This window comes from Pseudomonas sp. M20 (assembly GCF_045037865.1).
In the GTDB taxonomy this organism is placed as follows: Bacteria; Pseudomonadota; Gammaproteobacteria; order Pseudomonadales; family Pseudomonadaceae; genus Aquipseudomonas.
In genome coordinates this window covers 4,322,189-4,345,971 of the sequence record NZ_CP173611.1, presented here as the reverse complement: position 1 = coordinate 4,345,971, position 23,783 = coordinate 4,322,189, and the positions used below count along the sequence as shown (strand labels likewise).

The 23,783-nt window shown below is 58.7% G+C and carries 29 protein-coding genes; 18 read left to right on the top strand and 11 right to left on the bottom strand.

Translation table 11 applies throughout. From position 1 onward, the window contains the following. Positions 1–69: 69 nt before the first annotated feature. The 11 genes from ACI514_RS19350 to recX all read left to right on the top strand — a co-directional run bounded on the left by ACI514_RS19350 (position 70) and on the right by recX (position 7,936). The gene (locus ACI514_RS19350) at positions 70–1,167 is read left to right on the top strand and encodes a phage tail protein (protein ID WP_160056291.1); all 1,098 of its coding nucleotides are present in this window, start codon (positions 70–72) and stop codon (positions 1,165–1,167) included. A 7-nt stretch (positions 1,168–1,174) separates the two neighbouring features. Continuing rightward, entirely contained in the window at positions 1,175–1,741 is a 567-nt protein-coding gene (locus ACI514_RS19345; RefSeq protein WP_160056293.1) for a tail fiber assembly protein, read from the top strand. Positions 1,742–1,862: 121 nt separating this feature from the next. Next, the gene (locus ACI514_RS19340) at positions 1,863–2,783 is read left to right on the top strand and encodes a phage tail protein (RefSeq protein ID WP_160056295.1); all 921 of its coding nucleotides are present in this window, start codon (positions 1,863–1,865) and stop codon (positions 2,781–2,783) included. A gap of 2 nt (positions 2,784–2,785) precedes the next feature. Further along, positions 2,786–3,226 (top strand): phage tail assembly chaperone, encoded by a 441-nt coding sequence (locus ACI514_RS19335; RefSeq protein ID WP_405122220.1) that lies wholly within the window; start codon positions 2,786–2,788, stop codon positions 3,224–3,226. 9 nt (positions 3,227–3,235) lie between these two features. Then, positions 3,236–4,396, top strand: a complete 1,161-nt coding sequence (locus tag ACI514_RS19330) for a hypothetical protein (RefSeq protein ID WP_160056299.1) — start codon at positions 3,236–3,238, stop codon at positions 4,394–4,396. Then, the gene (locus ACI514_RS19325) at positions 4,396–4,650 is read left to right on the top strand and encodes a hypothetical protein (protein WP_405122219.1); all 255 of its coding nucleotides are present in this window, start codon (positions 4,396–4,398) and stop codon (positions 4,648–4,650) included. Before ACI514_RS19330 ends, ACI514_RS19325 begins: the two co-directional genes overlap by 1 nt. Positions 4,651–4,686: 36 nt before the next feature. Then, positions 4,687–5,253 carry a glycoside hydrolase family 19 protein gene (locus ACI514_RS19320; protein WP_160056303.1) on the top strand — a complete coding sequence of 189 codons (567 nt, stop codon included), beginning with the start codon at positions 4,687–4,689 and terminating at the stop codon, positions 5,251–5,253. Beyond that, positions 5,232–5,750, top strand: coding sequence for a lysis system i-spanin subunit Rz (locus tag ACI514_RS19315; RefSeq protein WP_160056305.1), 519 nt, complete (start codon positions 5,232–5,234; stop codon positions 5,748–5,750). The genes ACI514_RS19320 and ACI514_RS19315 overlap by 22 nt, the downstream gene beginning before the upstream one ends. A gap of 67 nt (positions 5,751–5,817) precedes the next feature. Further along, positions 5,818–6,318 (top strand): CinA family protein, encoded by a 501-nt coding sequence (locus tag ACI514_RS19310; protein WP_160056307.1) that lies wholly within the window; start codon positions 5,818–5,820, stop codon positions 6,316–6,318. 83 nt (positions 6,319–6,401) lie between these two features. Beyond that, the gene (gene recA, locus ACI514_RS19305) at positions 6,402–7,457 is read left to right on the top strand and encodes a recombinase RecA (RefSeq protein WP_007908746.1); all 1,056 of its coding nucleotides are present in this window, start codon (positions 6,402–6,404) and stop codon (positions 7,455–7,457) included. 8 nt (positions 7,458–7,465) lie between these two features. Then, positions 7,466–7,936 (top strand): recombination regulator RecX, encoded by a 471-nt coding sequence (gene recX / locus ACI514_RS19300; protein ID WP_160056309.1) that lies wholly within the window; start codon positions 7,466–7,468, stop codon positions 7,934–7,936. 54 nt (positions 7,937–7,990) lie between these two features. On the opposite strand, the gene ACI514_RS19295 is transcribed toward recX, so the two are convergent. Next, positions 7,991–9,109, bottom strand: coding sequence for a TIGR00730 family Rossman fold protein (locus ACI514_RS19295; RefSeq protein ID WP_405122218.1), 1,119 nt, complete (start codon positions 9,107–9,109; stop codon positions 7,991–7,993). Between the two features lie 338 nt (positions 9,110–9,447). Here ACI514_RS19295 and ACI514_RS19290 point away from each other — a divergent pair, with 338 nt between their 5' ends. Beyond that, positions 9,448–9,642, top strand: a complete 195-nt coding sequence (locus ACI514_RS19290; protein ID WP_034154934.1) for a hypothetical protein — start codon at positions 9,448–9,450, stop codon at positions 9,640–9,642. Here ACI514_RS19290 and ACI514_RS19285 read toward each other — a convergent pair whose 3' ends face one another. Next, the gene (locus ACI514_RS19285; protein WP_008077172.1) at positions 9,643–10,068 is read right to left on the bottom strand and encodes a PA3611 family quorum-sensing-regulated virulence factor; all 426 of its coding nucleotides are present in this window, start codon (positions 10,066–10,068) and stop codon (positions 9,643–9,645) included. Between the two features lie 189 nt (positions 10,069–10,257). Between ACI514_RS19285 and ACI514_RS19280 the strand changes: the two genes are divergently transcribed. Then, entirely contained in the window at positions 10,258–11,004 is a 747-nt protein-coding gene (locus ACI514_RS19280; protein WP_405122217.1) for a tRNA-uridine aminocarboxypropyltransferase, read from the top strand. Between the two features lie 72 nt (positions 11,005–11,076). Here the strand turns inward: ACI514_RS19280 and ACI514_RS19275 are convergent, their stop codons facing one another. After that, positions 11,077–11,235: a hypothetical protein gene (locus ACI514_RS19275; protein WP_160056313.1), complete on the bottom strand. Its 159-nt coding sequence runs from the start codon at positions 11,233–11,235 to the stop codon at positions 11,077–11,079. Here ACI514_RS19275 and erdR point away from each other — a divergent pair. Both erdR and ACI514_RS19265 read left to right on the top strand, forming a co-directional pair. Further along, the gene (gene erdR / locus ACI514_RS19270; protein WP_077571373.1) at positions 11,228–11,878 is read left to right on the top strand and encodes a response regulator transcription factor ErdR; all 651 of its coding nucleotides are present in this window, start codon (positions 11,228–11,230) and stop codon (positions 11,876–11,878) included. The two genes, ACI514_RS19275 and erdR, sit on opposite strands and share 8 nt — an antisense overlap. Positions 11,879–11,952: 74 nt before the next feature. After that, entirely contained in the window at positions 11,953–12,315 is a 363-nt protein-coding gene (locus ACI514_RS19265; protein WP_042557932.1) for a diacylglycerol kinase, read from the top strand. Here ACI514_RS19265 and ACI514_RS19260 read toward each other — a convergent pair. Further along, positions 12,312–13,238: a LysR family transcriptional regulator gene (locus ACI514_RS19260; protein ID WP_064393117.1), complete on the bottom strand. Its 927-nt coding sequence runs from the start codon at positions 13,236–13,238 to the stop codon at positions 12,312–12,314. The two genes, ACI514_RS19265 and ACI514_RS19260, sit on opposite strands and share 4 nt — an antisense overlap. Positions 13,239–13,371: 133 nt before the next feature. Between ACI514_RS19260 and fpr the strand changes: the two genes are divergently transcribed. Continuing rightward, positions 13,372–14,151, top strand: a complete 780-nt coding sequence (gene fpr / locus ACI514_RS19255) for a ferredoxin-NADP reductase (RefSeq protein WP_007908723.1) — start codon at positions 13,372–13,374, stop codon at positions 14,149–14,151. 158 nt (positions 14,152–14,309) lie between these two features. Here fpr and tsaA read toward each other — a convergent pair whose 3' ends face one another. The 6 genes from tsaA to rimO form a co-directional block, all read right to left on the bottom strand. After that, positions 14,310–15,008, bottom strand: a complete 699-nt coding sequence (gene tsaA / locus ACI514_RS19250; RefSeq protein ID WP_405122216.1) for a tRNA (N6-threonylcarbamoyladenosine(37)-N6)-methyltransferase TrmO — start codon at positions 15,006–15,008, stop codon at positions 14,310–14,312. 168 nt (positions 15,009–15,176) lie between these two features. Further along, entirely contained in the window at positions 15,177–15,947 is a 771-nt protein-coding gene (locus ACI514_RS19245; protein WP_160056319.1) for an SDR family oxidoreductase, read from the bottom strand. A 168-nt stretch (positions 15,948–16,115) separates the two neighbouring features. After that, positions 16,116–16,583, bottom strand: coding sequence for a DUF1456 family protein (locus ACI514_RS19240; RefSeq protein ID WP_034154940.1), 468 nt, complete (start codon positions 16,581–16,583; stop codon positions 16,116–16,118). A 72-nt stretch (positions 16,584–16,655) separates the two neighbouring features. Beyond that, positions 16,656–17,366, bottom strand: a complete 711-nt coding sequence (locus tag ACI514_RS19235) for an rRNA pseudouridine synthase (RefSeq protein WP_160056321.1) — start codon at positions 17,364–17,366, stop codon at positions 16,656–16,658. Between the two features lie 186 nt (positions 17,367–17,552). Next, positions 17,553–18,026 carry a GNAT family N-acetyltransferase gene (locus ACI514_RS19230; RefSeq protein ID WP_116028784.1) on the bottom strand — a complete coding sequence of 158 codons (474 nt, stop codon included), beginning with the start codon at positions 18,024–18,026 and terminating at the stop codon, positions 17,553–17,555. A gap of 331 nt (positions 18,027–18,357) precedes the next feature. Continuing rightward, positions 18,358–19,695, bottom strand: coding sequence for a 30S ribosomal protein S12 methylthiotransferase RimO (gene rimO / locus ACI514_RS19225; RefSeq protein ID WP_008088939.1), 1,338 nt, complete (start codon positions 19,693–19,695; stop codon positions 18,358–18,360). 350 nt (positions 19,696–20,045) lie between these two features. On the opposite strand from rimO, the gene ACI514_RS19220 reads away from it, so the two are divergent. Further along, positions 20,046–21,887, top strand: a complete 1,842-nt coding sequence (locus ACI514_RS19220) for a potassium transporter Kup (protein ID WP_405124232.1) — start codon at positions 20,046–20,048, stop codon at positions 21,885–21,887. A gap of 162 nt (positions 21,888–22,049) precedes the next feature. Here the strand turns inward: ACI514_RS19220 and ACI514_RS19215 are convergent, their stop codons facing one another. Further along, complete coding sequence (locus ACI514_RS19215) at positions 22,050–22,376, bottom strand: DUF3077 domain-containing protein (protein ID WP_405122215.1); 327 nt, start codon at positions 22,374–22,376, stop codon at positions 22,050–22,052. A 638-nt stretch (positions 22,377–23,014) separates the two neighbouring features. On the opposite strand from ACI514_RS19215, the gene ACI514_RS19210 reads away from it, so the two are divergent. After that, entirely contained in the window at positions 23,015–23,782 is a 768-nt protein-coding gene (locus ACI514_RS19210; protein WP_160056329.1) for a MarR family transcriptional regulator, read from the top strand. The last annotated feature ends 1 nt before the right edge of the window (position 23,783 follow it).

The window sequence follows — 23,783 nt, the reverse complement described above, 5'->3', positions numbered from 1 at the left end:
CGTGGACAGGCACGCAGAAGACGCTGTGCCGACGCCGGTCATTTGTCATTTCAAAGGAACGAACAACCTATGGATTATCCAAAAAGCGTCCCAAGCGTCGGCCTGGTCGATGGTCGCTTCGTCGATGAAAACCCGGTGGCGGGTACGCCGGGCTCTTTGATTCCGGCGGTGTGGGGCAACAGTGTGACTCAGGAAATTCTGAGTGTGATCAGCGGTGGCGGGCTGGTGGCTTCCGAGGCGGATACCAGCCAACTATTCAAGGCGATTCAATCGATTGTTGGCAGCGCTAGTCCGGTGCGTTCGGTGATTACCCGGCTTGCAGCTTCCAAGTCACTGGCTGAGCAGGAACTCGGTCTCGTTTTGATCGATGGCAGTCCCGCTCCCGTGACCCTGACTTTACCTCCGGCGGATGTTTCTCTGGGTGTACGCGATGTGATTCTTCGTCGTGTCGACAACAGCGGCAATCGCCTCGTTGTTCAAGCATCCGGCACCGACAGGATTCGCTTTCACACCAACTTGTCGGCCAGCGGCTATCCGTTTCTGGTGCTGATGGGGGGAGGTGACTGGTGGCATCTGCGCAGTGACGGAACGGGGAGCTGGTGGCCGATAGGACGCTTCGACAATACCGCCTTGGGACGCCCGTTTTTCGAGACCACCACAACGCTTAACCCAGGAGGTTATGGCGTTCCCAACGGTGATCTGTTCAAGCGCGCCGAATGGCCGTGGCTGTGGGATTTCGCCCAGCTATCCGGAGCGCTGACCACAGAAGCTGCGCGAACTGGCAGAGAAGGCGGCTGGACCAGTGGCGATGGCGCTTCGAACTTTCGAATTCCCGAGATTCGGGGCGAGTTTTTGCGGGTTTTGAGTGAGAACAGAAGCGTTGATGCTGGACGTGTAATAGGCAGCCTGCAAATGCACGCCTTGCAAAGCCACAACCATTATCTGCCGACTGGAACCGGGGCGACATTCAAGCCTGCTCCAGCGATTCCGGATATCGCCTGGGACGTTACCACCAACGTCAATTTTTTACCGACTTCAGCAACGGTGGCAACGACCTATCCCAACCCTGCATTCGACAATGATGCCTACATCGGCAGTATCGGCAATTTCGCCGCTGAAACCCGACCGCGAAACATCGCCTATCCCGCGCGAATCAAACTGATCTGAGGTGCCCATGTTCAATTATCTGATAGATGACAGCGGTGCCTTGGTTGGCCCTGTCGAGTTCCCGCTCGTGCCGGGAATCGGTCTGCAACTGCCAAGCAATGCGGTGACGCTAAGCATCGAACTCTCCCCTGCGCCTGAGGGTTTTGCCTGGGCCTATGACAAGGGTTCTTTGCAACAGCAGATCGATTGTCGTGGCGATGTCTACCGCACTGACACAGGCATTCGGGAAACCTGGAACGCGCTTGGCGAATTGCCGGAGGGCTTCACCCGGTTGCCTTTTCCGGGTGGCTTTCACGTCTGGGTGGGCAACGCCTGGCAGGTTGATGAGGTTGCGCAGCTGGCGGATCGCAAACGCGTCGTCCTCGCTAAGCGCGACGCACTGCTACGCGATGCCGTGCTGCGCATCGCCCCCCTGCAGTACGCCGAAGATATCGGCGATGCCAACCATGACGAACAACTACTGCTGATCGAATGGAAGCTCTACAGCGTGGAGCTGAACCGTATTGAAAAGCAGAGCGGTTTTCCCGATGCCGTCGCCTGGCCGGCAGTTCCCGGCGTTGTCGTGAACGACTGATACCTGCACAAGGAAACGTTTGTTCCTTTGACCGTCTCCCGGTCTTCGGCCTCGGTGTGGTTAGCCGCTTCAAGCGGCTGAGGCCTGCGCCCAATGTATTTTCAGATTAAGGAGATAAACCTTGGACTACCCCAAGAGTGTGCCCAGTGTCGGCCTGGTCAATGGCCAGTTTGTCGACGAAGACCCGATCGCCGGTAAACCCGGCTCGCTGATCCCGGCGACGTGGGGCAACAGCGTCACGCAAGAGATTCTTAACGTTGTTCAGGCGGCTGGTCTGACGCCGAACGAGTCGTCGAACAATCAGTTGTTGGCGGCATTGCGCAGTCCGGCATTGTTCATGACGGCGCCGCAGTTTGATGGTGGACGCTCGGCAGCAACATCCGAGTTTGTGCAGCGGGCGCTAGGCAGTTATGCCAGTGCTCGCGGTATATATGCGGCCACGCAACTGACCCCGGTCGATGTCGGCTGTTCTATCGGCCTGGGCGGCAACGCGACGTATACCGTGACGCTTCCGGATGCTGCTGCGGTGCCGAGCGGCGCGACGATCAGCCTGCATTGCCGTAACAGTGCGCCCGTCACGGTGACCAGTAAAACCGGTGCGCAGATCAGTCCTCAAGGGGCTTATCTGGCGTCGATCGTGATGAACAATGGTGAGAGTGCGAACTTCGTCAGGGAGTCTGGAGTGTGGGTGGTCTATGGCACCGCTGCGCTGAAGTACTCAACCAATTACGCCGCACAGTTCGCCACATCGGGATATCAAAAGTTTCCCAGCGGTTTGATCGTGCAGTGGGTAACGGGGGGCTCCGATGCGAATGGCAACATGACGGTGTCGCTGCCAATCAGGTTTCCCAATGCTGTCCTCGGAGGTATTGCCAATGAAGGTAACCCGGCAGGATGGAGTGCCTCCAACGTTACCGTTTGGGCATTTGACGGCGGGAGCTCCACGACAACGACGGTGGTCGCTCGGGTCCGAAGCGTCCTGGCTTCAAGTGTAAAGGCTGATCCGGGCATTTCGGGCCGCATTCTGGTTTGGGGGTACTGACCATGACGATTTTCTTTTATGCACAAAGCTTGGGCTTTGATCTGGTCGACAGCGCACTTCCCGAACTGCCTGCAGGGGCGGTGGAAATCACCCAGGCGCAATACACCGAACTGTTTGCCGGGCAGGCGAGCGGCAAAGTCATCAGCGCCAGCGCCAGTGGTCAGCCCGTTTTGACCGACCCCGTCGTTTCTCCTGCAACGCTTGCCAGCCACGAGCGCGCATGGCGCAACCACGTTCTGCAAAACACCCAGTGGCTGGTGTTTCGTGATGCCGAAGAACTGGAAGTGGGCGAGGGCACGACGTTGCGCTCCGAGGAATTCAAACAACTATTGGTGTATCGGCAGGCACTGCGCGATTGGCCGAATGATCCGGACTTTCCCAATGTGCTTTCCCGACCAGTTGAGCCTGACTGGCTGGAAGGCCTGCTTCAGACAGACAGTTGAGGAACTAACGTGGACTATCCAAAAAGTGTTCCCAGCGTCGGGCTGGTGAATGGCAAATTCGTCAATGAAGACGTCGTCGCGGGATTGCCCGGATCGTTGATCCCGGCGACCTGGGGCAACAGCGTCACCGATGAGTTGTTGAACGTCGTCAAATCCGCCGGCCTTGAGCCGAGCGAAGCCGATGCAACCCAGTTGTTGCAAGCGGTGAAAAAACTCAGTCAGGCAGGTGAAGACAAACATGCCACTGACATCGGCGCGGCCAATCTCTATATGGCCAATTATGTGCCTGCCGTCACTGTATTGAAGGACGGCTTGGCGCTGCGCTTTACTGCCGGTAATGCCAATACCGGGGCGAGTACGTTTGCACCGAACGGGCTGATGCCCAAGCCGCTGGTCAGTCTCGCAGCGAGTGCATTGCGCCCTGCCGAGATTGTCGGCGGTAGTGTGTGTTCGGTGGTGTACAGCGCAGCACTGGATAGTTGGGTGCTGGTGTATGCGAGTGGTGGCAATGCTGCAAGTGGCCGGCTCTTGGGGATCAGGACATTTACTGCGTCCGGCATCTATGTGCCAGCAGTGGGAATGAAGAACGTATGGGTCACCATCGTCGGCGGAGGTGGTGGCAGCTCGGGAATCGGTGCGACGAACTCTACCCAGGTTTCCCTTACAGGCGGTGGCGCTTCCGGTAGCTACGCACAAGCCTGGTTATCCTCTGCCGCGATCGGGCAGAGCCAAATCATTACCGTGGGGGCTGGGGGCGCGGCGGGGGTTGTCGGCACAGGCGGAGGAAGTGGCGGTACAAGTTCGCTGGGTTCATTGGTTACGGCCACCGGTGGCGGCGGGTCTCCCTCGAGTTCTCCGCTTACGCTTCCTGGATTCGGCTTGTATGTGGGTGGTTTTCCCAGCCAAACCTCAAGTGGCGGCAACATTGTCAATTCGGCAGGTGCGGCCGGCAACCCAGGGATGTGCCTCACCGGATCAACACTTGCCGGGCACGGCGCAAACTCACCGCTCGGCAGTGGTGGGTATGCGAGCAGCGTCGCATTGAGTGTGGCTGCCCCCGGTTCCGGTTATGGTTCAGGCGCGGGCGGGATCGCTAACACAACCAATCAGCCGGGTAGACCGGGCGCAGCAGGCGCTCCCGGTGCCGTGATCATCTACGAGTACGCCTGATGAAAACCTACGCACGCATCACCCAGAACACCGTGGTCGAACTCTTCTCCACCGATGGAAATATGGCCGAGATGTTTCATCCGGATCTGCTCTGGATCGACATCACTGAAATCGCTCCGGCACCGCAAATCGGCTGGGCCGCCAACTTCGGCACCCTCGGTTGGGTGTTTGCATCCCCCGAAGAACTGACGCCGGACAGCACCCTGAAAACTCTGGCAAAAAAATGGCTGAGCGGCATTGGCCTTCAACCGTGATTCAATCGGGGCAATATCCAGGGAGGATCAAGCATTATGCAATTAACTGAAAACAACCTTATCGACATCATGCCCAACGCCCGCTCCCAAGCGGGCGTTTTTGTTTCTGCACTCAACACTGCCATGACTCGGCGGCGCATCGACACGCCTAAACGTATTGCTGCGTTTCTTGCGCAGGTCGGCCATGAGTCGGGGCAATTGCGTTATGTGCGCGAGCTGGGCAACAACCAATACCTGAGCAAGTACGACACGGGTACGTTGGCCTTGCGTCTGGGCAACACACCTGAAGCCGACGGCGACGGGCAAAAATACCGAGGGCGCGGGTTGATCCAGATTACCGGCCGTTCGAATTACCGCCAGTGCAGCCTTGGCCTGTTCGGCGATGAGCGCCTGCTGTCTCTGCCCGAATTGCTCGAACAGCCGCAATGGGCGGCCGAATCCGCGGCATGGTTCTGGGAGCAGAAAGGTTTGAACGCACTGGCCGACCGCGACGAGTTCAACACCATTACCCGTCGCATCAACGGCGGGTTGAACGGCTTGCAGGATCGTCTGGAAATCTGGGCGCGGGCGAGGGCGGTGCTATGCCAATCCCCTGGCGAATGATCGGCGTCCTGTTGCTGGCTGCGGGTGGATTTGCAGCGGCCTGGCAGTTGCAGGAGTGGCGTTACGGGCGGCAACTGGCCGAGCAGGCGCGGTTAAACGGCGAAACCCTCAATCAACTGACCCAGACCGCCGCCACCGTGCAACAGGCTGAGCAGGATAAACGTCTGGCGTTGGAGCAACGGCTCGCGGCCAGTGAAAAAACCCACTACCGAGCGCTGAGCGATGCCCAACGTGATCAGGATCGCCTGCGCGATCGCCTTGCCACTGCTGATGTGCGCCTGTCAGTCCTTCTCGACGCCAGCGACGTTGCCCCAGGCTGCAACGTGCCAGCCACCGCCGGCGCCGGCAGCGTGGATCATGCAACCGTACGCGCCCGACTTGACCCGGCGCATGCTCAACGAATTATCGCCATCACCGACACCGGCGACCGTGGAATGATTGCCTTGCAGGCCTGTCAGGCCTATGTCAGAGCGCTGGCGCCCGAACATTTTGAATGAGTCTGTGTATTGAAAGCGCAACCGGCTCGTGTACGGTGGAGGCATTCCACACGATCCGGAGCACGCCGTGAAAGAGATCACTCAACTGGCCGCCGACCTTGGCCGACGTCTGCAACTGCTCAATGCCCACGTCACCACCGCCGAGTCCTGTACCGGTGGCGGGATTGCCGAAGCCATCACACGGATTCCCGGCAGTTCGGCGTGGTTCGAGGCGGGTTATGTGACGTACTCCAACCGGCAGAAAACCCAGCAACTGAATGTGCCGGGTGAATTGTTCGAGTCGGTGGGGGCAGTCAGTCGCGAGGTCGTTGAGGCGATGGTGCGTGGTGCCCAGGACAAAAGCCTGGCGCGATTTGCCGTAGCAGTCAGTGGTGTGGCCGGGCCGGACGGCGGCTCGCCGAACAAACCGGTCGGCACGGTGTGGCTGGCGTGGGGCGTTGGCGAAACGGTCACCAGTGAGGTTCAGCACTTCCCCGGCAACCGCGATGATGTCCGCCGACAAACGGTGAAGGCCGCGCTAGAGGGGCTCCTGCGACTAGCGGCACGAGAAATCGAAAATCAGGGGTAGGCGATCCGCGAACGCTGTGGAATAATACTGGCTACTTATACAGGTGTTGGCCGTCAGGCCTTATTGATTACGTGAGGACTTTAATGGACGACAACAAGAAGAAAGCCTTGGCTGCGGCCCTGGGTCAGATCGAACGTCAATTCGGCAAGGGTGCCGTGATGCGTATGGGCGATCAGGACCGTCAGGCGATCCCGGCTATCTCCACTGGCTCTCTGGGTCTGGACATCGCGCTCGGCATTGGCGGACTGCCAAAAGGCCGTATCGTTGAAATCTACGGTCCTGAATCCTCCGGTAAAACCACACTGACACTGTCGGTGATCGCCCAGGCGCAAAAAGCCGGCGCGACCTGCGCATTCGTCGACGCCGAACACGCCCTCGATCCTGAGTACGCCGGCAAGTTGGGCGTTAACGTCGACGACCTGCTGGTGTCCCAGCCGGACACCGGTGAACAGGCGCTGGAAATCACCGACATGCTGGTGCGTTCCAACGCCGTTGACGTGATCATCGTCGACTCCGTAGCTGCACTGGTGCCGAAGGCTGAAATCGAAGGCGAAATGGGTGACATGCACGTGGGCCTGCAAGCCCGTCTGATGTCCCAGGCGCTGCGTAAAATCACCGGTAACATCAAGAACGCCAACTGCCTGGTGATCTTCATCAACCAGATCCGTATGAAGATCGGTGTGATGTTCGGTAGCCCGGAAACCACCACCGGTGGTAACGCGCTGAAGTTCTACGCCTCGGTTCGTCTCGACATCCGCCGTACCGGCGCGGTGAAAGAAGGCGACGAAGTGGTCGGCAGCGAAACCCGCGTCAAGGTTGTGAAGAACAAGGTCGCTTCGCCGTTCCGTCAGGCTGAGTTCCAGATTCTTTACGGCAAAGGCATCTACCTCAATGGCGAGATGATCGACCTGGGTGTGCTGCACGGTTTCGTCGAGAAGTCCGGCGCATGGTATGCCTACGAAGGCACCAAGATCGGTCAGGGCAAGGCTAACTCGGCCAAGTTCCTGGCAGACAATCCGGAAATCGCCGCGAAGCTTGAGAAGCAACTTCGTGACAAGCTGCTTACTCCAGCAGTGATCGACTCCAAGGCCTCTGCAGTCAAAGAGACTGAAGACGACCTGGCCGACGCTGACATCTGATTGCAGCGATGACCACCGCCGTACTCGATACCCTCGTCGCGGTGCGACGAACCGCCATGGACCTGCTTGCACGCCGCGAGCATGGTCGAGTCGAGTTGACGCGCAAATTGCGTCAGCGCGGCGCCGAGGCGGAGATGATCGAAACAGCCCTCGACCGTTTGACGGAAGAGGGACTGCTTTCCGAAGCCCGTTACCTTGAAAGCTTTGTTTCCTATCGTGCCCGTTCCGGCTACGGCCCTCTGCGAATTCGCGAAGAGCTGGGCCAGCGCGGTTTACAGCGCGCCGATATCGAACTCGCCCTGCGCGAAAGCGGTATCAGTTGGCAGGAACAACTTCAGGACACCTGGCGCCGGAAGTTCTCCGGGCATTTACCGATTGATGCGAAGGAACGGGCCAAGCAAGGTCGGTTCCTGGCCTATCGGGGTTTTTCGATGGAGATGATCAACCGCTTGTTCAGCGGTCGAGGGATGGACGATTAAACTGCTTCAATAAAAACGGCCCGCTATGAAAATAGCGGGCCTTTTTTTTTGCCCTCAAATTACCTTGGAGGGTTCGCGCGAACGTTGTGCTGTTTGCGGTTTTGACTGAGCCCAGTTTTCCGGCAGGTTGATGTAGTCGATCAACTCCCTCAGGCGCCCGTGAGTGCGGGCATTGAAGGCGAAGGCCAGCCGCGCCAGATGGCTGAACTGCGCTTCATCGTGTTCCTCACCGCTGTAGTCGTGTTGATGAAACTGGTCACTCAGGCACAGATCGGCGAACGCTTCCTGTATGTGCGCCAGCGCCTGATCGCTGAGCTTGTGATGCATACGAATCACGAACTGACGCTTGAGCCAACGGCTGGAGTGGAAGTTGCTGTAGAACTGGTTGATCTGTTCCACCGCTTCCTCAACGGTGTAAACCAGCCGCATCAGTTTCATGTCGGTAGGCAGGATGTAGCGGTTGGCCTCCAGTTGCTGGCGAATGAAGTCCATCGCGCCTTGCCAGAATGTGCCGCCGGGTGCATCCAGCAGCACCACCGGCACCAATGGACTTTTACCGGTCTGGATCAACGTCAGTACTTCCAGTGCTTCATCCAGCGTGCCGAAACCGCCCGGGCATAAAACCAGCGCGTCGGCTTCTTTGACGAAAAACAGTTTTCGCGTGAAGAAGAAGTGGAACGGCAGCAGATTACCGGTGCCATCGACAGTGGGGTTGGCATGTTGTTCGAAGGGCAGGGTGATGTTGAAACCGAGACTGTGATCACGGCCGGCACCTTCATGGGCTGCGGCCATGATGCCGCCGCCCGCACCGGTAATGACCATCATCCCCGAGCGGGTCAACGCCGCGCCGAGTTCTCGGGCCATGGCATATAGAGGATGTTCGACTGGTGTACGCGCCGAGCCGAACACCGTGACTTTGCGTCGGCCCTTGAATTGCTCCAGCACCCGGAACGCCTGCTCCAGTTCGCGCAGAGCCTGCAGGGTGATCTTGGCGTTCCAGCGGTTGTGGTCTTCCTGGGCCATGCGCAGCACGGTCAGGATCATGTCGCGGTAGATGGGAATGTTCGGGCTGTTGGGGGAAACACGGCTGAGTTGTTCTTCGACCTTACAGATGAGGTCGGGGCCGCTTTCCTGAAAATGACGGCTCAAGAGGTCATTCGGTTGGTAAGGCATTCAACGTCTCCTTCTGCACAGAGCGGATGGCCCTGACGAGCGGCGTCAGTACCGCGCTGCAAAAAACACACGATCAGCAGTTCCTTTCCTGCCGTTGAAAAATGATCGGGAATACTCTGAATCTAGACCCTTGCGCGCATTTGCGCTGACTTGATCATTGCGCCGCAACGTTTTGCCTGGCAACTGTTTATTGATTGTTCGCCGGTTCCTTCACCGCTCGTCCGAACCTGCGCCGAGCGGCAATCCCTCTGATTAACTAACTTACAGGCGTCGTACGACAGCTTTGCGTCACGGTGCACGCGATTCAAGGATTTGCGGGTGGCAAGGAGGCGGGACACATGGCCAGAGTGATTCTGGAGATCGATACGCAGTTGTATCGAATGTTGAAGGCATCAGCCGAGACCAATCATCTCAGTCTCGAAGAAGAGTGCTGCCGGCGCTTGGCCGGCGGCGAGCGCCGCTCACACTATTTACAGGCCTTGCTGGCCGAACTGCGCGCCGAGGATGAACAGCGGCGCGCCAATTCGCGATGATTACTTCTTTTTCGCCGGACCGGCTTTCGGGCAATCCGATTCCTGGTAGCTGGCGGAGCCGATCGCTTTGTTGGTTTTCACTTCGGTGAAGTCGTAACGCATGATCGCGCCCTTGGCCATCAGCTTGCGGAACGACGGGTTGTTGCACACCGAAGCGCCCAACTGGAAATACACGGCTTTAGGGTCAGCGCGCATCTTGTCGGCGTGGCTTTTCTGCACGCTCAGGTGGTTGATCAACTGCGTGCCTTCAACGGTGAAGCCCTGATCAAGAATGTCTTCACTGATGGCGCGTGGCGTGCCGACGCTGCTTTGGGCGGCGACGTTGCGCAGCTCGCGGTTCAGATTCTGCTCACTCAGGGAGGCAGCCTGAGCGGTGAAGGACGACGCCAGCAGAATGGCAGCGGTGGGAACGATAAGGCGCAGCATGAAACTCTCCTGGTTCAGTGACTGGTGGTTCGACCAGCCACGTGACTGTGCGTTCAGTGGCGGCGAATTATAGGGGAGCCGGTCGGGAGGGTACAGGCTTGCGCCCGTCGCTCTGGTAAACTGCCGGCCTTTATTGCCCTGACGAGTGTTGTTCGTGTCGAGTTTCCCTGTCTGCCGGCGCTGCCTGCGATGAACCATGCCCCCAACGCCGTCGCCCGTTTGCGCGATCAGCGCGAAGATGAAGGCATCAAGCCGATTCAGGCCCGTGGCTTTCGCTCCGAGCGTTGCCGCGACTGCCGGGTGATCATCAGCCATTGCCTGTGCGCCTGGCGACCTAGTGTCGAGACGCGGTCGGGCGTGTGCCTGATCATGACCGGCAAGGAAGTGTTCAAACCGAGCAACACCGGTTGGCTGATTGCCGACGTGGTGCGCGATAACCATGCGTTTATCTGGTCGCGTACCGAGCCCGATCCACAGATGCTGGCGCTGCTCAACGACCCGCAATGGCAACCGTATCTGGTGTTTCCCGGCGAATACGTCGAGCCGTCACGGGTGACCAATACGGTCGCTCCCGATAGCAGCAAGCGCCCGCTGTTCATTCTGCTCGATGCGACGTGGACCGAAGCACGGAAGATCTTCCGCAAGAGCCCGTACTTTGACCGTCTGCCGATCCTCAGCCTGCTGCCCGACAAACTCTCACGCTACCGCTTGCGCCGTTCGACCCGCAGCGAGCACCTGTGCACTGCCGAAGTCGCGGCGCTGTGCCTGGAACTGGCCGGTGACAGCGACGCGGCTTCTGCGCTGGACGCCTATTTCGACGTGTTCAGCCAGCATTACCTCGGCGCTAAACAGCAGTTGGACATGAATGAGTCGACGCCAGCCCACGCTGAGTTGCTGCCCTATATACGAAAGCCGCAGCCGGAGTTGGCCCAATAGTGGCCCATACTGTACAAGCCAGCGGCCGTGCTGCTTGACCACCCCGTCTTCGCTGGGCATGCTTGGCGCCGATTAGGGTGCGGCCAAGGTTTGAAACGCCGTGTTTGCTGTTGATTGGCGTTGAACGTGCCCCTGTGGATATCGCTCGAAAGCGGCATCTTGAGTTGCTTTGGCCAGACCGGAATGCACCGGGTCTGCCATCAAAAACAGGATCATTTGAAAAATGGCCACATACGACATCCTGATTGCCGATGATCACCCTCTGTTTCGTAGCGCCCTGCATCAAGCGGTGACGCTGGGCCTCGGGCCGGATGTACGCTTGGTCGAAGTCGCAAGCATCGCCGAACTGGAAACCCGCCTGACCGAAAAAGCCGACTGGGATCTGGTCCTGCTGGACCTGAACATGCCCGGCGCTTTCGGGTTTTCCGGGTTGGTCATGCTGCGCGGCCAGTACCCGCAGATTCCGGTGGTGATGGTTTCGGCGCAGGAAGAAGCTTCGGTGATGGTCAAATCCCGCGAGTTCGGCGCCAGTGGCTTTATTCCAAAATCCAGCGACCTCAGCGTGATTCAGCAAGCGGTGCGCAAAGTGCTTGATGGCGACGTGTTCTGGCCGCCACAGGCGTTCGAAGCCGTTGCCGTTTCCGACGAAGCCAAGGCTGCCAGCGATGGTCTGGCTAGCCTGACGCCGCAGCAGTTCCGCGTGTTGACCATGGTCTGCGAAGGCCTGCTGAACAAGCAGATTGCTTATGAGCTGAGTGTGTCGGAAGCGACCATCAAGGCCCATGTCACGGCGATCTTTCGCAAGCTGAATGTGCGCACCCGCACGCAAGCGGCTTTACTGCTGCAACAACTTGAGTCAATTCCGAGCCAATAATGGCTGGCGTCTTCACGCTTTTTTGACTTTTGTTGATCTAGTTTTCCCACTCCTTTTTGGTTGGTTTCTACTTTATGTCACCTTTCAAGGGCCAGACTGGCCTGAAACGTATTCTCAACGCCTCTGGTTATTCGCTGGACGGCCTGCGCGCGGCCTTCACCGGTGAAGCAGCGTTTCGCCAATTGGTACTGCTGAACGTGGTACTGGTTCCGCTGACGTTCTTCCTTAATGTCAGCCGTGTCGAACAGGCCTTGCTGATTGCCGTGTGCCTGTTGGCGCTGATCGTCGAGTTGCTGAACTCGGCCGTGGAAGCGGCCATCGACCGCATCTCGCTGGAACTGCACCCGCTGTCGAAGAACGCCAAGGACATGGGCAGCGCCGCACAATTCGTAGCACTGAGCATGATCGCGTTGGTGTGGGCGGTGATTCTGCTTTAAGCGATCGTCGGCAAAACGATCTCGTCGCTGCGCTGCACCCCGGCGGTGAAAGCGCGGCACAGCTCGAGAAACTCGCGCATCGCCGAAGTCTGGTACTTCTGCTTGTGCCAGATGAAGTAGAACTGCCGGGCCAGATCCAGATCCGGCGTTTCCACCGGCACCAGACTGCCACGGCGGAACGCGTCACGCAGCGCCAGCCGCGAGATACAGCCAATCCCCAGCCCCGACTCCACCGCGCGTTTGATCGCTTCGGTGTGTTCCAGCTCGAGACGGATATTCAGCGAGCTGCGATGGTGGCGCATGGCTTGATCAAAGGTCAGCCGCGTGCCGGAACCCTGTTCACGCAGAATCCACGCTTCGTGAGTCAACTCTTCCATGCTCGCGCTGCCGCGTTGGGCCAATGGATGCTGCGGCGCGCAGAACACCACCAGTTCATCCTCGACCCAGCTCTGCACCTCGATGTCCGGGTGGCTGCAATCGCCTTCGATTAGACCCAGATCAATTTCGTAGTGGGCGACTTGTTGCACGATATTGGCAGTGTTCTGCACGTGCAGCTTTACCTGACTTTCCGGGTGGCGCTGCATGAAACTGCCGATCAGCAGCGTCGCCAAGTAATTGCCGATGGTCAGCGTGGCGCCGACTGACAGCGAGCCGAAACCGGATTTGCCGTTGAGCAGATCTTCGATTTCCTTGGCCTGATCGAGCAGCGCCACCGCTTGCGGCAACAGCTGTTTGCCGAGGGCGTTGAGGCTCAGCCGTTTGCCGGCGCGGTCGAACAACTGGCAACTGGACTGGCGCTCGAGCTCGGTGATCGAGGTGCTGGCAGCCGACTGCGAGAGGTTGAGCAGACCCGCAGCACGGGATACGCTTTCCTGCTGGGCGACGGCGACGAAGACTTGCAGTTGACGGAGAGTAAATCGCATATCGATATAACCGATAACCCTTATCTTAATAATCCAGTTAACAGATATTGTCGTCGCTATTAGAATGCGATGCAATTGCGCACCGTCGCCTTTCAAAGCCAGCGCAGACCCAATCTCCAGGAGTCAAACGTACATGAGCAACATGAACCACGAGCGTGTCCTCAGTGTTCATCACTGGAACGACACTCTGTTCAGCTTCAAGTGCACCCGCGATCCGGGCCTGCGCTTCGAGAACGGTCAGTTCGTGATGATCGGCCTGCAACAGCCTAACGGCCGCCCGCTTATGCGCGCTTACTCGATCGCCAGCCCGAACTGGGAAGAGCATCTGGAGTTCTTCAGCATCAAGGTGCAGGACGGCCCGCTGACCTCGCAGCTGCAGCATTTGAAGGAAGGCGACGAGATCATCATCTCGAAGAAGCCTACCGGTACCCTGGTTCTGGACGACCTGAACCCGGGCAAACACTTGTACCTGCTGAGCACCGGCACTGGCCTGGCGCCGTTCATGAGCGTGATTCAGGACCCGGAAACCTACGAGCGCTTTGAAAAAGTGATCCTGGTTCACGGTGTGCGTTACGTCAACGAAGTCGCCTACCGCGAATTCATCACCGAGCACCTGCCGCAAAACGAGTTCTTCGGCGAAGCGCTGCGTGACAAGCTGATCTACTACCCGACCGTGACCCGCGAGCCTTTCGAGAATCAGGGCCGCCTGACCGATCTGATGCGCAGCGGCAAGCTGTTCAGCGACATCGGCCTGCCACCGATCAACCCTCAGGACGATCGCGCGATGATCTGCGGCAGCCCGAGCATGCTCGACGAGACCAGCGAAGTGCTCGACAGCTTTGGCCTGAAGATCTCGGCGCGGATGCGCGAGCCGGGTGATTACCTGATCGAGCGTGCGTTCGTCGAGAAGTAAGCCCCAAAACTGTAGGAGTGAGCCTGCTCGCGATAGCGATGGATCAGTCAAGATGGATGTCGACTGACACAGCCCTATCGCGAGCAGGCTCACTCCTACAGAAAAGCAAAAAGCCCGCGTTGCCTGAGAAGGCAGCGCGGGCTTTTTCGTTTTCGGGGTTACGCCTTGGCAGGAATGACTTCGAGCACGCGGATCTGCTCAGGCGTCGGGTAATGCCAGCGCACATCCAGATCCCAGAACTGCGCACCGTATTCGCGTTCCGGTGCCGGGGTTTGATACGCCGGGCGTGGATCCTGCGCCAGACACTGTTCAATCAGCTCAACCAGCGGCTCGTCGAGGCGCTGGGCGTGTGTGTGCGCTTGTTTCAGGGCTGAGTCCGTCCACTGCACGTCGATCAAATGTGGCGCAGCGCTGGCGATGTTGTTGGCGGCGTCGGGAATGATGTCGGCGTAAGGCACGTAGGGCTTGATGTCGAGAATCGGCGTGCCGTCCAGCAGATCAATGCCGGAAATGAACAGCCGATTGGCTTCGACCTTGTCCAGTTTCACCACCGACTGGCCGATGCCGTTAGGGCGGTGAGTCGCGCGGGTGGCGAACACGCCCATGGATTTGTTGCCGCCCAGGCGTGGTGGGCGGACTTTCAGGCGCGGTTTTTCTTCCAGTGCCTGATGGAACAGAAACAGTAGCCAGACATGACTGACCTGTTCCAGGCCTTGCACCGCGTCACCCTGATCGAACGGCGCCACCAGTTCCAGCACACCACGGGCGGCGGGAGCCAGTTGTGGCTGGCGGGGGATGGCGAATTTCTCCTTGAAGCAGGAGCGCACGAAGCCGATGGGGGAGACGCTGTAAGTCATGGTTTGCATTCGAAGCAGGGCAGGGGTGGGCATGATAACCCGGCGGGCCTCAAGTCTGGTGCTGGTAGGCCTGGCCTCTTCGCGAGCAGGCTCGCTCCCACAGGGGTTGTGTGCATGACACAGATCCAATGTGGGAGCGAGCCTGCTCGCGAAGGCCGCACCGCCGATCTACAAACTGAATCCACCATCCAGCGGAATAATATTCCCCGTCATATAAGCCCCAGCCGTACTCGCCAGACTGATCGCCAACGCCGCCATCTCCTCCTCCCGTCCCCAACGCTTCATCGGAATCAGCGCCGTGTCCTCAGCCAATGCCTGCTGATCATTACCAATATGCTGCGTCATCTTGCTCGGAAACCGCCCCGGCGCGATCACGTTGACGTTGATGTGCTGGCTCACCAGCTCCCGCGCCAAAATCCGCGACAACTGATGCAGGGCAGCCTTGCTCGGCCCGTAGGCATACGCCTGCTCGCCGAAGGAAGAAATCCCCGCCACCGAACCGATATTGATAATCCGCGCCGGATTCGCCGCCGAACCACCCTTGCGCAACAGCGGCAGAAACTGCTGGATGCAGGTGAACACCGAGGTCACGTTGAGCTGCATGACCTTTTCCCAGCCCTTGACCGGATAGCTCTCCAGCGGCGCGCCCCACGTGGTGCCGGCGTTATTCACCAGAATATCCAGATGCGTGATCTGCTCGCCCAAGCGCGCGGCCAGTTCCTGCACACCTTCTTCGGTCGCCAGGTTCGCCGCCACGCCATGACACTTGCCCAAGGCGCTGAGTTCTTCAGCCGTTTGATGGCAGGCTTCGGCGTCGCGCGAGCAGACATAGACGCGGGCGCCAGCCTCGACAAAGGCCTTGGCGATCATTTTGCCGATACCACGGGTGCCGCCGGTCACCAGAGCGGTGCGGCCTTGCAGGGAGAAATACGAGTGCATGGCGAGTCCTGAGGATTAGGGATCAGTACACCCTAGTCGTCAGCCGCAAAAAGCGGAGCCACTATTTTCGAAAGGAATGGGGGGCCATGCGGCCAGCTTCGAGTGGCAAGCTGCAAGCTACAAGTTAACGCGGTGTGGCAACTTGCAGCTTGTAGCTTGTAGCTGCTTTTAAGCTCTCACGCGCAGCGTGAGCCCTTTGAGGAAGTTGCGCAGCAACTGGTCGCCGCACGGGCGGTAGTTGGTGTGGCCGACCTTGCGGAACAGCGCGCTCAGCTCAGGCTTGGACACCGGGAACTCGGCAGCCTTGAGGATCGCGTGCATGTCGTCTTCTTTCAGTTCGAAGGCCACACGCAGCTTTTTCAGGATGATGTTGTTGGTCACCGGCACTTCGATCGGCTGCGGCGGACGGCTTTCGTCCTTGCCGCGCTTGAAGATCACCAGACCGTCGAGGAAGTGTGCGATGACTTCGTCCGGGCAGCGCACGAAACCTTCTTCGTCTTCTTCTTTCTTGTCGAGCCAGGTCACTACGTCGGCGAGCGCTACTTCCATGCCGCCGAGTTTGATGATCTCGACAACCTTCTTATCGCTGATGTCGAGCATGTAGCGCACGCTGCGCAATACGTCGTTATGAATCATGTGAGTAATCCTGATAAGCGTTGTGGGCAGCACGCGGGCGCGCTGCCGGAATGTGCGGCGGCAGTGGAAGTCTTAGAACTTCTCTTTGCCGGACAGGTAGCGCCATTGCCCGACCGGGACCTTGCCGATCGAGACGCCGCCGATGCGGATGCGGCGGATGCCGATGACTTTCAGGCCGACGGCTTCGCAGAACTGGGCGATGATGCCGGGCTGCGGGTTCTTCATGGCGAAGCGCAGACGGTTTTCGTTCTGCCAGCTGGCCTTGACCGGCGGCAGTTCCTTGCCCTTGTGCGTCAGGCCGTGCTGCAGGCGATTGAGGCCGTGGGCGACCATGTCACCTTCGACTTCTACGATGTATTCCTGCTCGATCTTCGCGGCGTCGGCAGTGAGCTTGCGCAGGATCTTCCAGTCCTGGGTGAACACCAGCAGACCGCTGGCCTTGGCTTGCAGGTCGGCGCTGGCGGTCAGGCGCAGGAAGTGCCCGCGCAGAGGGCGTTTGCTGAAGCGGTGTTCTTCGCTAAGGGTTTCGGCGCTCAGCGATTGCATGGCGGTGTCGACGTCCATGCCGGCTGGAGCGTTGAGCAGGATGGTCACCGGCTCCGGCGCGGTGGCCTTGGCGTCCTTGTCGAGCTCGACCTTCTGGTCGCCGACCTTGAATTGCGGCTCGTCAATCACTTCGCCGTCCACGGTGACCCAGCCGCCCTCAATGAACAGCTCGGCCTCCCGGCGGGAGCAACCGACCAGTTCGATGAGGCGTTTGGAGAGGCGAATCGGGTCAGTCATGACAGGGCCGTAACAAAAAAGGGGTGGGCATTGTACCTGTGTGGCGCCGGTTAAGCCCGGTTCCATTTCGGTAATGCTTTTTGTAGGAGTGAGCCTGCTCGCGATAGCCATCTGACATTCGACATTGATGGTGGCTGATCTGGCGCTATCGCGAGCAGGCTCACTCCTACATTGTTTTGGGTTGTGTCAGCCGTTACTGGAGCGTTGCTGGTTTTGGCGCAGGCGCATATGCAGCAACGGATACGGCTGGCCCATGCCATCCACCTCCGAGCGGCCGATGACCTCGAAGCCCTGCTTGAAGTAAAAGCCCAAGGCCTGTGGGTTCTGTTCGTTGACGTCGAGTTCATCGGCATTCAGATGCTGCAAGGCGTAGTTCAGCAGCTTCTTGCCCAAGCCCTGACCCCTATAATCTGGATCGATGAACAGCATTTCAATCTTCCCCGCCGCGACCCCGGCAAACCCGGTGATGCGCTGGTCGGCGTCCTTGGTGCAGATCAGCATCACCGCATCCAGATAGCGCGTGAGCACCAGATTGCGCAGCAGCTCGATATAGCTGTCCGGCAGAAAATCATGGGTGGCGCGGACCGAGGCCTCCCAGACCCGGGTCAGTTCCTGATAATCGCTGAGTTTCGGCGTATGGATAACCGAGTGGTGACGCATGCCCGTCTGCCTCTTGTCCGTTTCAAGGGAGTCCGTCCCCCGCTAAACGATAGCCGTAAAAAAGCCCCGCATCTTGTAAAAAGAGTGGGGCTTTCTGTATTTGTTGCGGTGTCTGGCTGGATACTTCTGTCGCCAGCAAGATCTCTCCCCCTCACCCCAACCCTCTCCCCCAAGGGGGCGAGGGGGAAGGGAGCTGATCTTTGTGCTGTTCAAAACCTGAGCCCGACTCGAACGTTCAGGTCGGTGTAATTCGAAAGAACAACACGGTCAGCTCCCTCTCCCTACGGGCGGTCCGACGTTTCGGGAGGGCTGGGGTGAGGGGCTTTTGACCTTAGATCTGCTCAGCCCACAGATCATATTCGTCAGCGTCAGTCACCTTGCACCAGACCTTGTCGCCCGGCTTCAAATTGCTGCCGTTATCAATAAACACGTTGCCATCGATTTCCGGGGCATCGAAGAAGCAGCGGCCAACAGCGCCTTGCTCATCAACTTCGTCGACCAGCACTTCGATTTCACGGCCGATGCGCATTTGCAGGCGCGCCGAGCTGATCGCTTGCTGGTGCGCCATAAAGCGATCCCAACGATCCTGCTTGACCTCGTCCGGTACGATCTCCAGGTCCAGATCATTGGCCGGAGCGCCTTCAACCGGCGAGTACTGGAAACAGCCGACGCGGTCGAGCTGGGCTTCGGTCAGCCAGTTCAACAGGTACTGGAAGTCTTCTTCGGTTTCGCCCGGGAAGCCGACGATGAAGGTCGAACGGATGATCAGATCCGGGCAGATTTCGCGCCAGTTCTTGATCCGCGCCAAGGTCTTGTCTTCGAACGCCGGGCGTTTCATCGACTTCAACACTTTCGGGCTGGCGTGCTGGAACGGGATGTCCAGGTACGGCAGGATCTTGCCGGCGGCCATCAACGGGATCAGCTCGTCAACGTGCGGATACGGGTAAACGTAGTGCAGACGGACCCAGACGCCGAGGGTGCTCAGCGCTTCACACAGTTCGGTCATGCGGGTTTTCACCGGCGCGCCGTTCCAGAAACCGGTGCGGTATTTCACGTCAACGCCGTAGGCGCTGGTGTCTTGCGAGATCACCAACAGCTCTTTGACGCCGGATTTGACCAGACGCTGAGCTTCGTCGAGCACATCACCGACCGGACGGCTGACCAGTTTGCCGCGCATCGACGGGATGATGCAGAACGAGCAGCTGTGGTTGCAGCCTTCGGAAATCTTCAGGTAGGCGTAGTGGCGCGGGGTCAGCTTGATGCCTTGCGGCGGCACCAGATCGATCAGCGGGTTGTGATCTTTGCGCGGTGGCACCACTTCGTGCACAGCGTTGACCACTTGCTCGTATTGCTGCGGACCGGTCACGGCCAGCACGCTCGGGTGCACGTTGCGGATGTTGCCTTCTTCCACGCCCATGCAACCGGTGACGATCACCTTGCCGTTTTCCTTGATCGCTTCGCCGATCACTTCCAGCGACTCAGCCTTGGCCGAATCGATGAAACCGCAGGTGTTGACGACTACAACGTCGGCGTCCTGATAGGTAGACACCACGTCATAGCCTTCCATGCGCAACTGGGTCAGGATGCGCTCGGAGTCGACCAGTGCTTTCGGGCAACCCAGAGATACAAAGCCAACCTTTGGATTGGCCGGCGCAGGAGTGGTGGACATGTCTAACCTCGGTATTTTGTGACATCGCTTTCTTGATGCGAAAGCCGACGGACGGGCGCTTAGGGCGCGCCTCTGATCAAAAAGTGCGCAATTCTAGCGGCGAGCAACGCACTTGACCAGCTTTATGCAGGGAAATACGACGAGTGCTGCGCTATGCTTCGCGCCGTTGAGCTTTACCAATTTTTTACAGTCAACAAAACGTCTGTAACAACAGGTAAAACAGCGCATGCTGCACCACAAAGCATAGTGCTTCATTCAAAGAAGCCGGTTCTGAGAAGTAGGAGTGTTGGATGGGTCAGGCAAGTAGTCATGCGGCAGGCGCCGAGGGTTCGGCAACCAAGCCGCTGAGCATGCTGGTCGCGGCGGTCGGGGTAGTTTACGGCGACATCGGCACGAGCCCGCTGTACACCCTCAAAGAAGTGTTTTCCGGCGCTTACGGCGTATCGGTCAACCATGACGGCGTGCTGGGCATTCTGTCGTTGATCTTCTGGTCGCTGATCTGGGTCGTGTCGATCAAATACATGATGTTCGTGCTGCGCGCCGACAACCAGGGCGAGGGCGGCATCATGGCGCTCACCGCACTGGCTCGTCGCGCGGCGGGGCATCGCAAGAAATTGCGTTCGTTGCTGGTGGTGTGCGGACTGATCGGCGCGGCGCTGTTTTATGGCGACAGCATGATCACCCCGGCGATTTCCGTACTGTCGGCGATTGAAGGTCTGGGACTGGCATTCGATGGCATCGACCATTGGGTGGTGCCGCTGTCGCTGGTGGTGCTGGTGGCGCTGTTTCTGATTCAGAAACACGGTACGGCGCGGATTGGCATTTTGTTCGGGCCGATCATGGTCACCTGGTTCCTCGTCCTCGGCGCCCTCGGTGTGTACGGCATCAGCCACACGCCAGAAGTGCTGCATGCGATGAATCCGATATGGGCGGTGAATTTCTTCGTCGTTCATCCAGGCATGGGCGTGGCGATCCTCGGCGCCGTGGTGCTGGCGCTGACCGGTGCCGAAGCGCTGTACGCCGACATGGGCCACTTTGGCCGCAAGCCGATTGCCCGGGCGTGGTTCATCCTGGTGTTGCCGGCGCTGGTGCTCAATTACTTCGGACAGGGCGCTTTGTTGCTGGAAAATCCCGAGGCGGCGCGTAACCCGTTCTATCTGCTGGCGCCGAGCTGGGCGTTGATTCCGCTGGTCGGCCTGTCGACCCTGGCCACGGTGATTGCCTCGCAAGCGGTGATCTCCGGCGCGTTCTCCCTGACTCGTCAGGCGATTCAGCTCGGCTACATCCCGCGCATGTACATCCAGCACACCTCAAGCGACGAGCAGGGCCAGATCTACATTGGCGCGGTGAACTGGGCGCTGATGGTTGGCGTCGTCTTGCTGGTGCTCGGCTTCGAATCCTCCGGCGCACTGGCCTCGGCCTACGGCGTGGCGGTGACCGGCACCATGCTGATGACCACCATTCTGGTGTCGGCGGTTATGTTGCTGCTGTGGAAATGGCCGCCGATTCTCGCGGTGCCCGTGCTGCTGGGCTTCTTGTTGGTGGACGGTTTGTATTTCGCCGCCAACGTGCCGAAGATCGTGCAGGGCGGTGCCTTCCCGGTGATCGCCGGTATCGCGCTGTTTGTGCTGATGACCACCTGGAAGCGCGGCAAACAACTGCTCGTCGATCGCCTCGACGAAGGCGCGCTGCCGCTGCCGATCTTCATCAGCAGCATCCGCGTGCAACCGCCGCATCGTGTGCAGGGCACCGCCGTGTTCCTCACCGCGCGCTCCGACGCCGTGCCGCACGCGCTGTTGCACAACCTGCTGCATAACCAAGTGTTGCACGAGCAAGTGGTGTTGCTGACGGTGGTCTACGAAGACATTCCGCGCGTACCGCCATCGCGTCGCTTCGAAGTCGAGGCCCACGGCGAAGGCTTCTTCCGGGTGATCCTGCACTTCGGCTTCACCGACGAGCCCGACGTGCCGCAGGCGCTGAAGCTGTGTCATCTGGATGATCTGGACTTCAGCCCGATGCGCACAACCTACTTCCTCAGCCGCGAAACGGTGATTGCCTCGAAACTTGAGGGGATGGCGCGTTGGCGTGAAGCGCTGTTTGCGTTCATGTTGAAGAATGCCAACGGCAACTTGCGCTTCTTCAATCTGCCGCTGAACCGGGTGATTGAGCTCGGCACGCAGGTAGAAATGTAAGCCAGGCCTCAACTGAAAAGCCCCCGTCAGCCTTGTGGTTGGCGGGGGCTTTTTTGTGGGCGGCAACTTCAGATCAAAAGATCGCAGCCTTCGGCAGCTCCTACAGGTTTCGCATTCCATGTAGGAGCTGCCGAAGGCTGCGATCTTTTGATCTTCAAACCTTTACAAGCCTTCAGGTATCTCTGCTTCAGACTCGGTCTTCGTCCGCGCAGGTCGTGGGATCAGCGCTTGGATCACATCATCAATCAAGGCCTTGCCCATCACCGTCAGATAATGCGCAGCCCAGGCATGGCGGTCGGTGTCTCTGATGAAAGCAGCATCCTCGGCGAAGGATTTGGCGAGGGATAGCAGGTCGGAGGATTGGGACAAGGCATCGATGATCGGGATGCCGGCGCGCACGTTGAAGAACGCTTGATCCGAGTTGTAGAGGAAAGGGGTGAAGCCGATGGTTTTAAGATCTGATGGCGTTGACGGACTTTCTTTGCTCATTGTTTTGCTCCCTAAAACGAGGAGCTGCCGCATTCGTTACCACACGAATGGGTGGCAGCTGTACGCAGGGTGGTAAACCGGGAGAGCAAAGAAACCGGCAGACCCGAAGGTCTCCCACGTACAACTGCCATAACAGTAAATCACAGGGGTAAAAAACACCTGATTCGTGATGGAGGCACTGTTGCACTTTGCCTAGCCGGGTTACCACACCCGATCGCTGAATGGGTCAGCGACGTCCGGAGAGTATCCCGTCGAAAAAGAGCGCAATAGAGCGGCACAGCGCCCCAACAAGAGTTTCGGAGTTTGCCTACAAGGTCTGTGGGCGTCATCTGATATTGCGAGACTGGAAGTAAACGATACTAAACGTCACGCACGAACCGACGTGTACAAAGCATTCAGGTACGTATGACAGCATCAGCGCAAAAAGAAGCACAGGATGAACCGAGGTGCCTTCGGATCGAAAAGAAGGCCAGTGAACGATTGCTCATCTTTGATCTGGCCCAAGCAATCAGCCATGACGATATGCGGGCAAGGTATGCCGCAATAAGTGATCCACCCAAGGGCTTGACGACTCTCCCTGGGTAGTGAGACAAGTGTCCACGTTTTGTGGAATGTGGACACTTGAGGTTTGGAGCTAGATGAAGAGTCAAGACATTTTGCTTTTGTTCAAGATGGCCAGTCTCCATGCTCAGGAAGAGAATCTCTTGGGGGAGATGGAGGCGGAATCGAATTCGGACAGGGTCGAAGAGCTGCTCAGGCCTTATGTCGTCAGCCGAATGACCGCAGGGGAGAGTGTGGGGAAGCCATTGGTCACCTATTCCACTGATGGGGAAGACACACTCTTCCAGCGCCGCGAATTCGATTCGCCTTTCGCTGATGGGTCAGGCTGGGAGGGATGGGCGGAACCAGCATCTGATCCACCACTGACAAGTTGGAGCGACCGCTACTCTCTGCGTGCGCTGTCTGCCTCTCTCGGGCTGAGCAAAAGCGAAGTCTCAAATGCTCTCGCCCGGTGCCGGGAATCTGGATTGCTCATTCATGATTACGACACCGGGCTTGCCAAAGTGCACCGCCGGGAACTGCTGAAAATTACCGAGCACGCGCTGAAGTACTTCTTCCCGGTCAAGCCTGGCGCGATGGTTCGTGGGATACCCACAGGCTTTGCGGCGCCTGCGCTGTCCAAAAGCATCAAGAGTGCGGGTGGTTTGATTCCGGTCTGGCCGGATGCGCATGGAACCGAGCGAGGCCAAGCGATAGAGCCGCTTTACAAAACAGTGCCGGAAGCGGTGAAAAAAGACCGGATCCTTTACCACTATCTGGCGCTCGCTGATGCAATCCGTCTGGGTGGACCGCGTGAGTGTGGTGTGGCAGTCAGTATTCTGAAGGCAGGGATGGGGCTGAAATAAC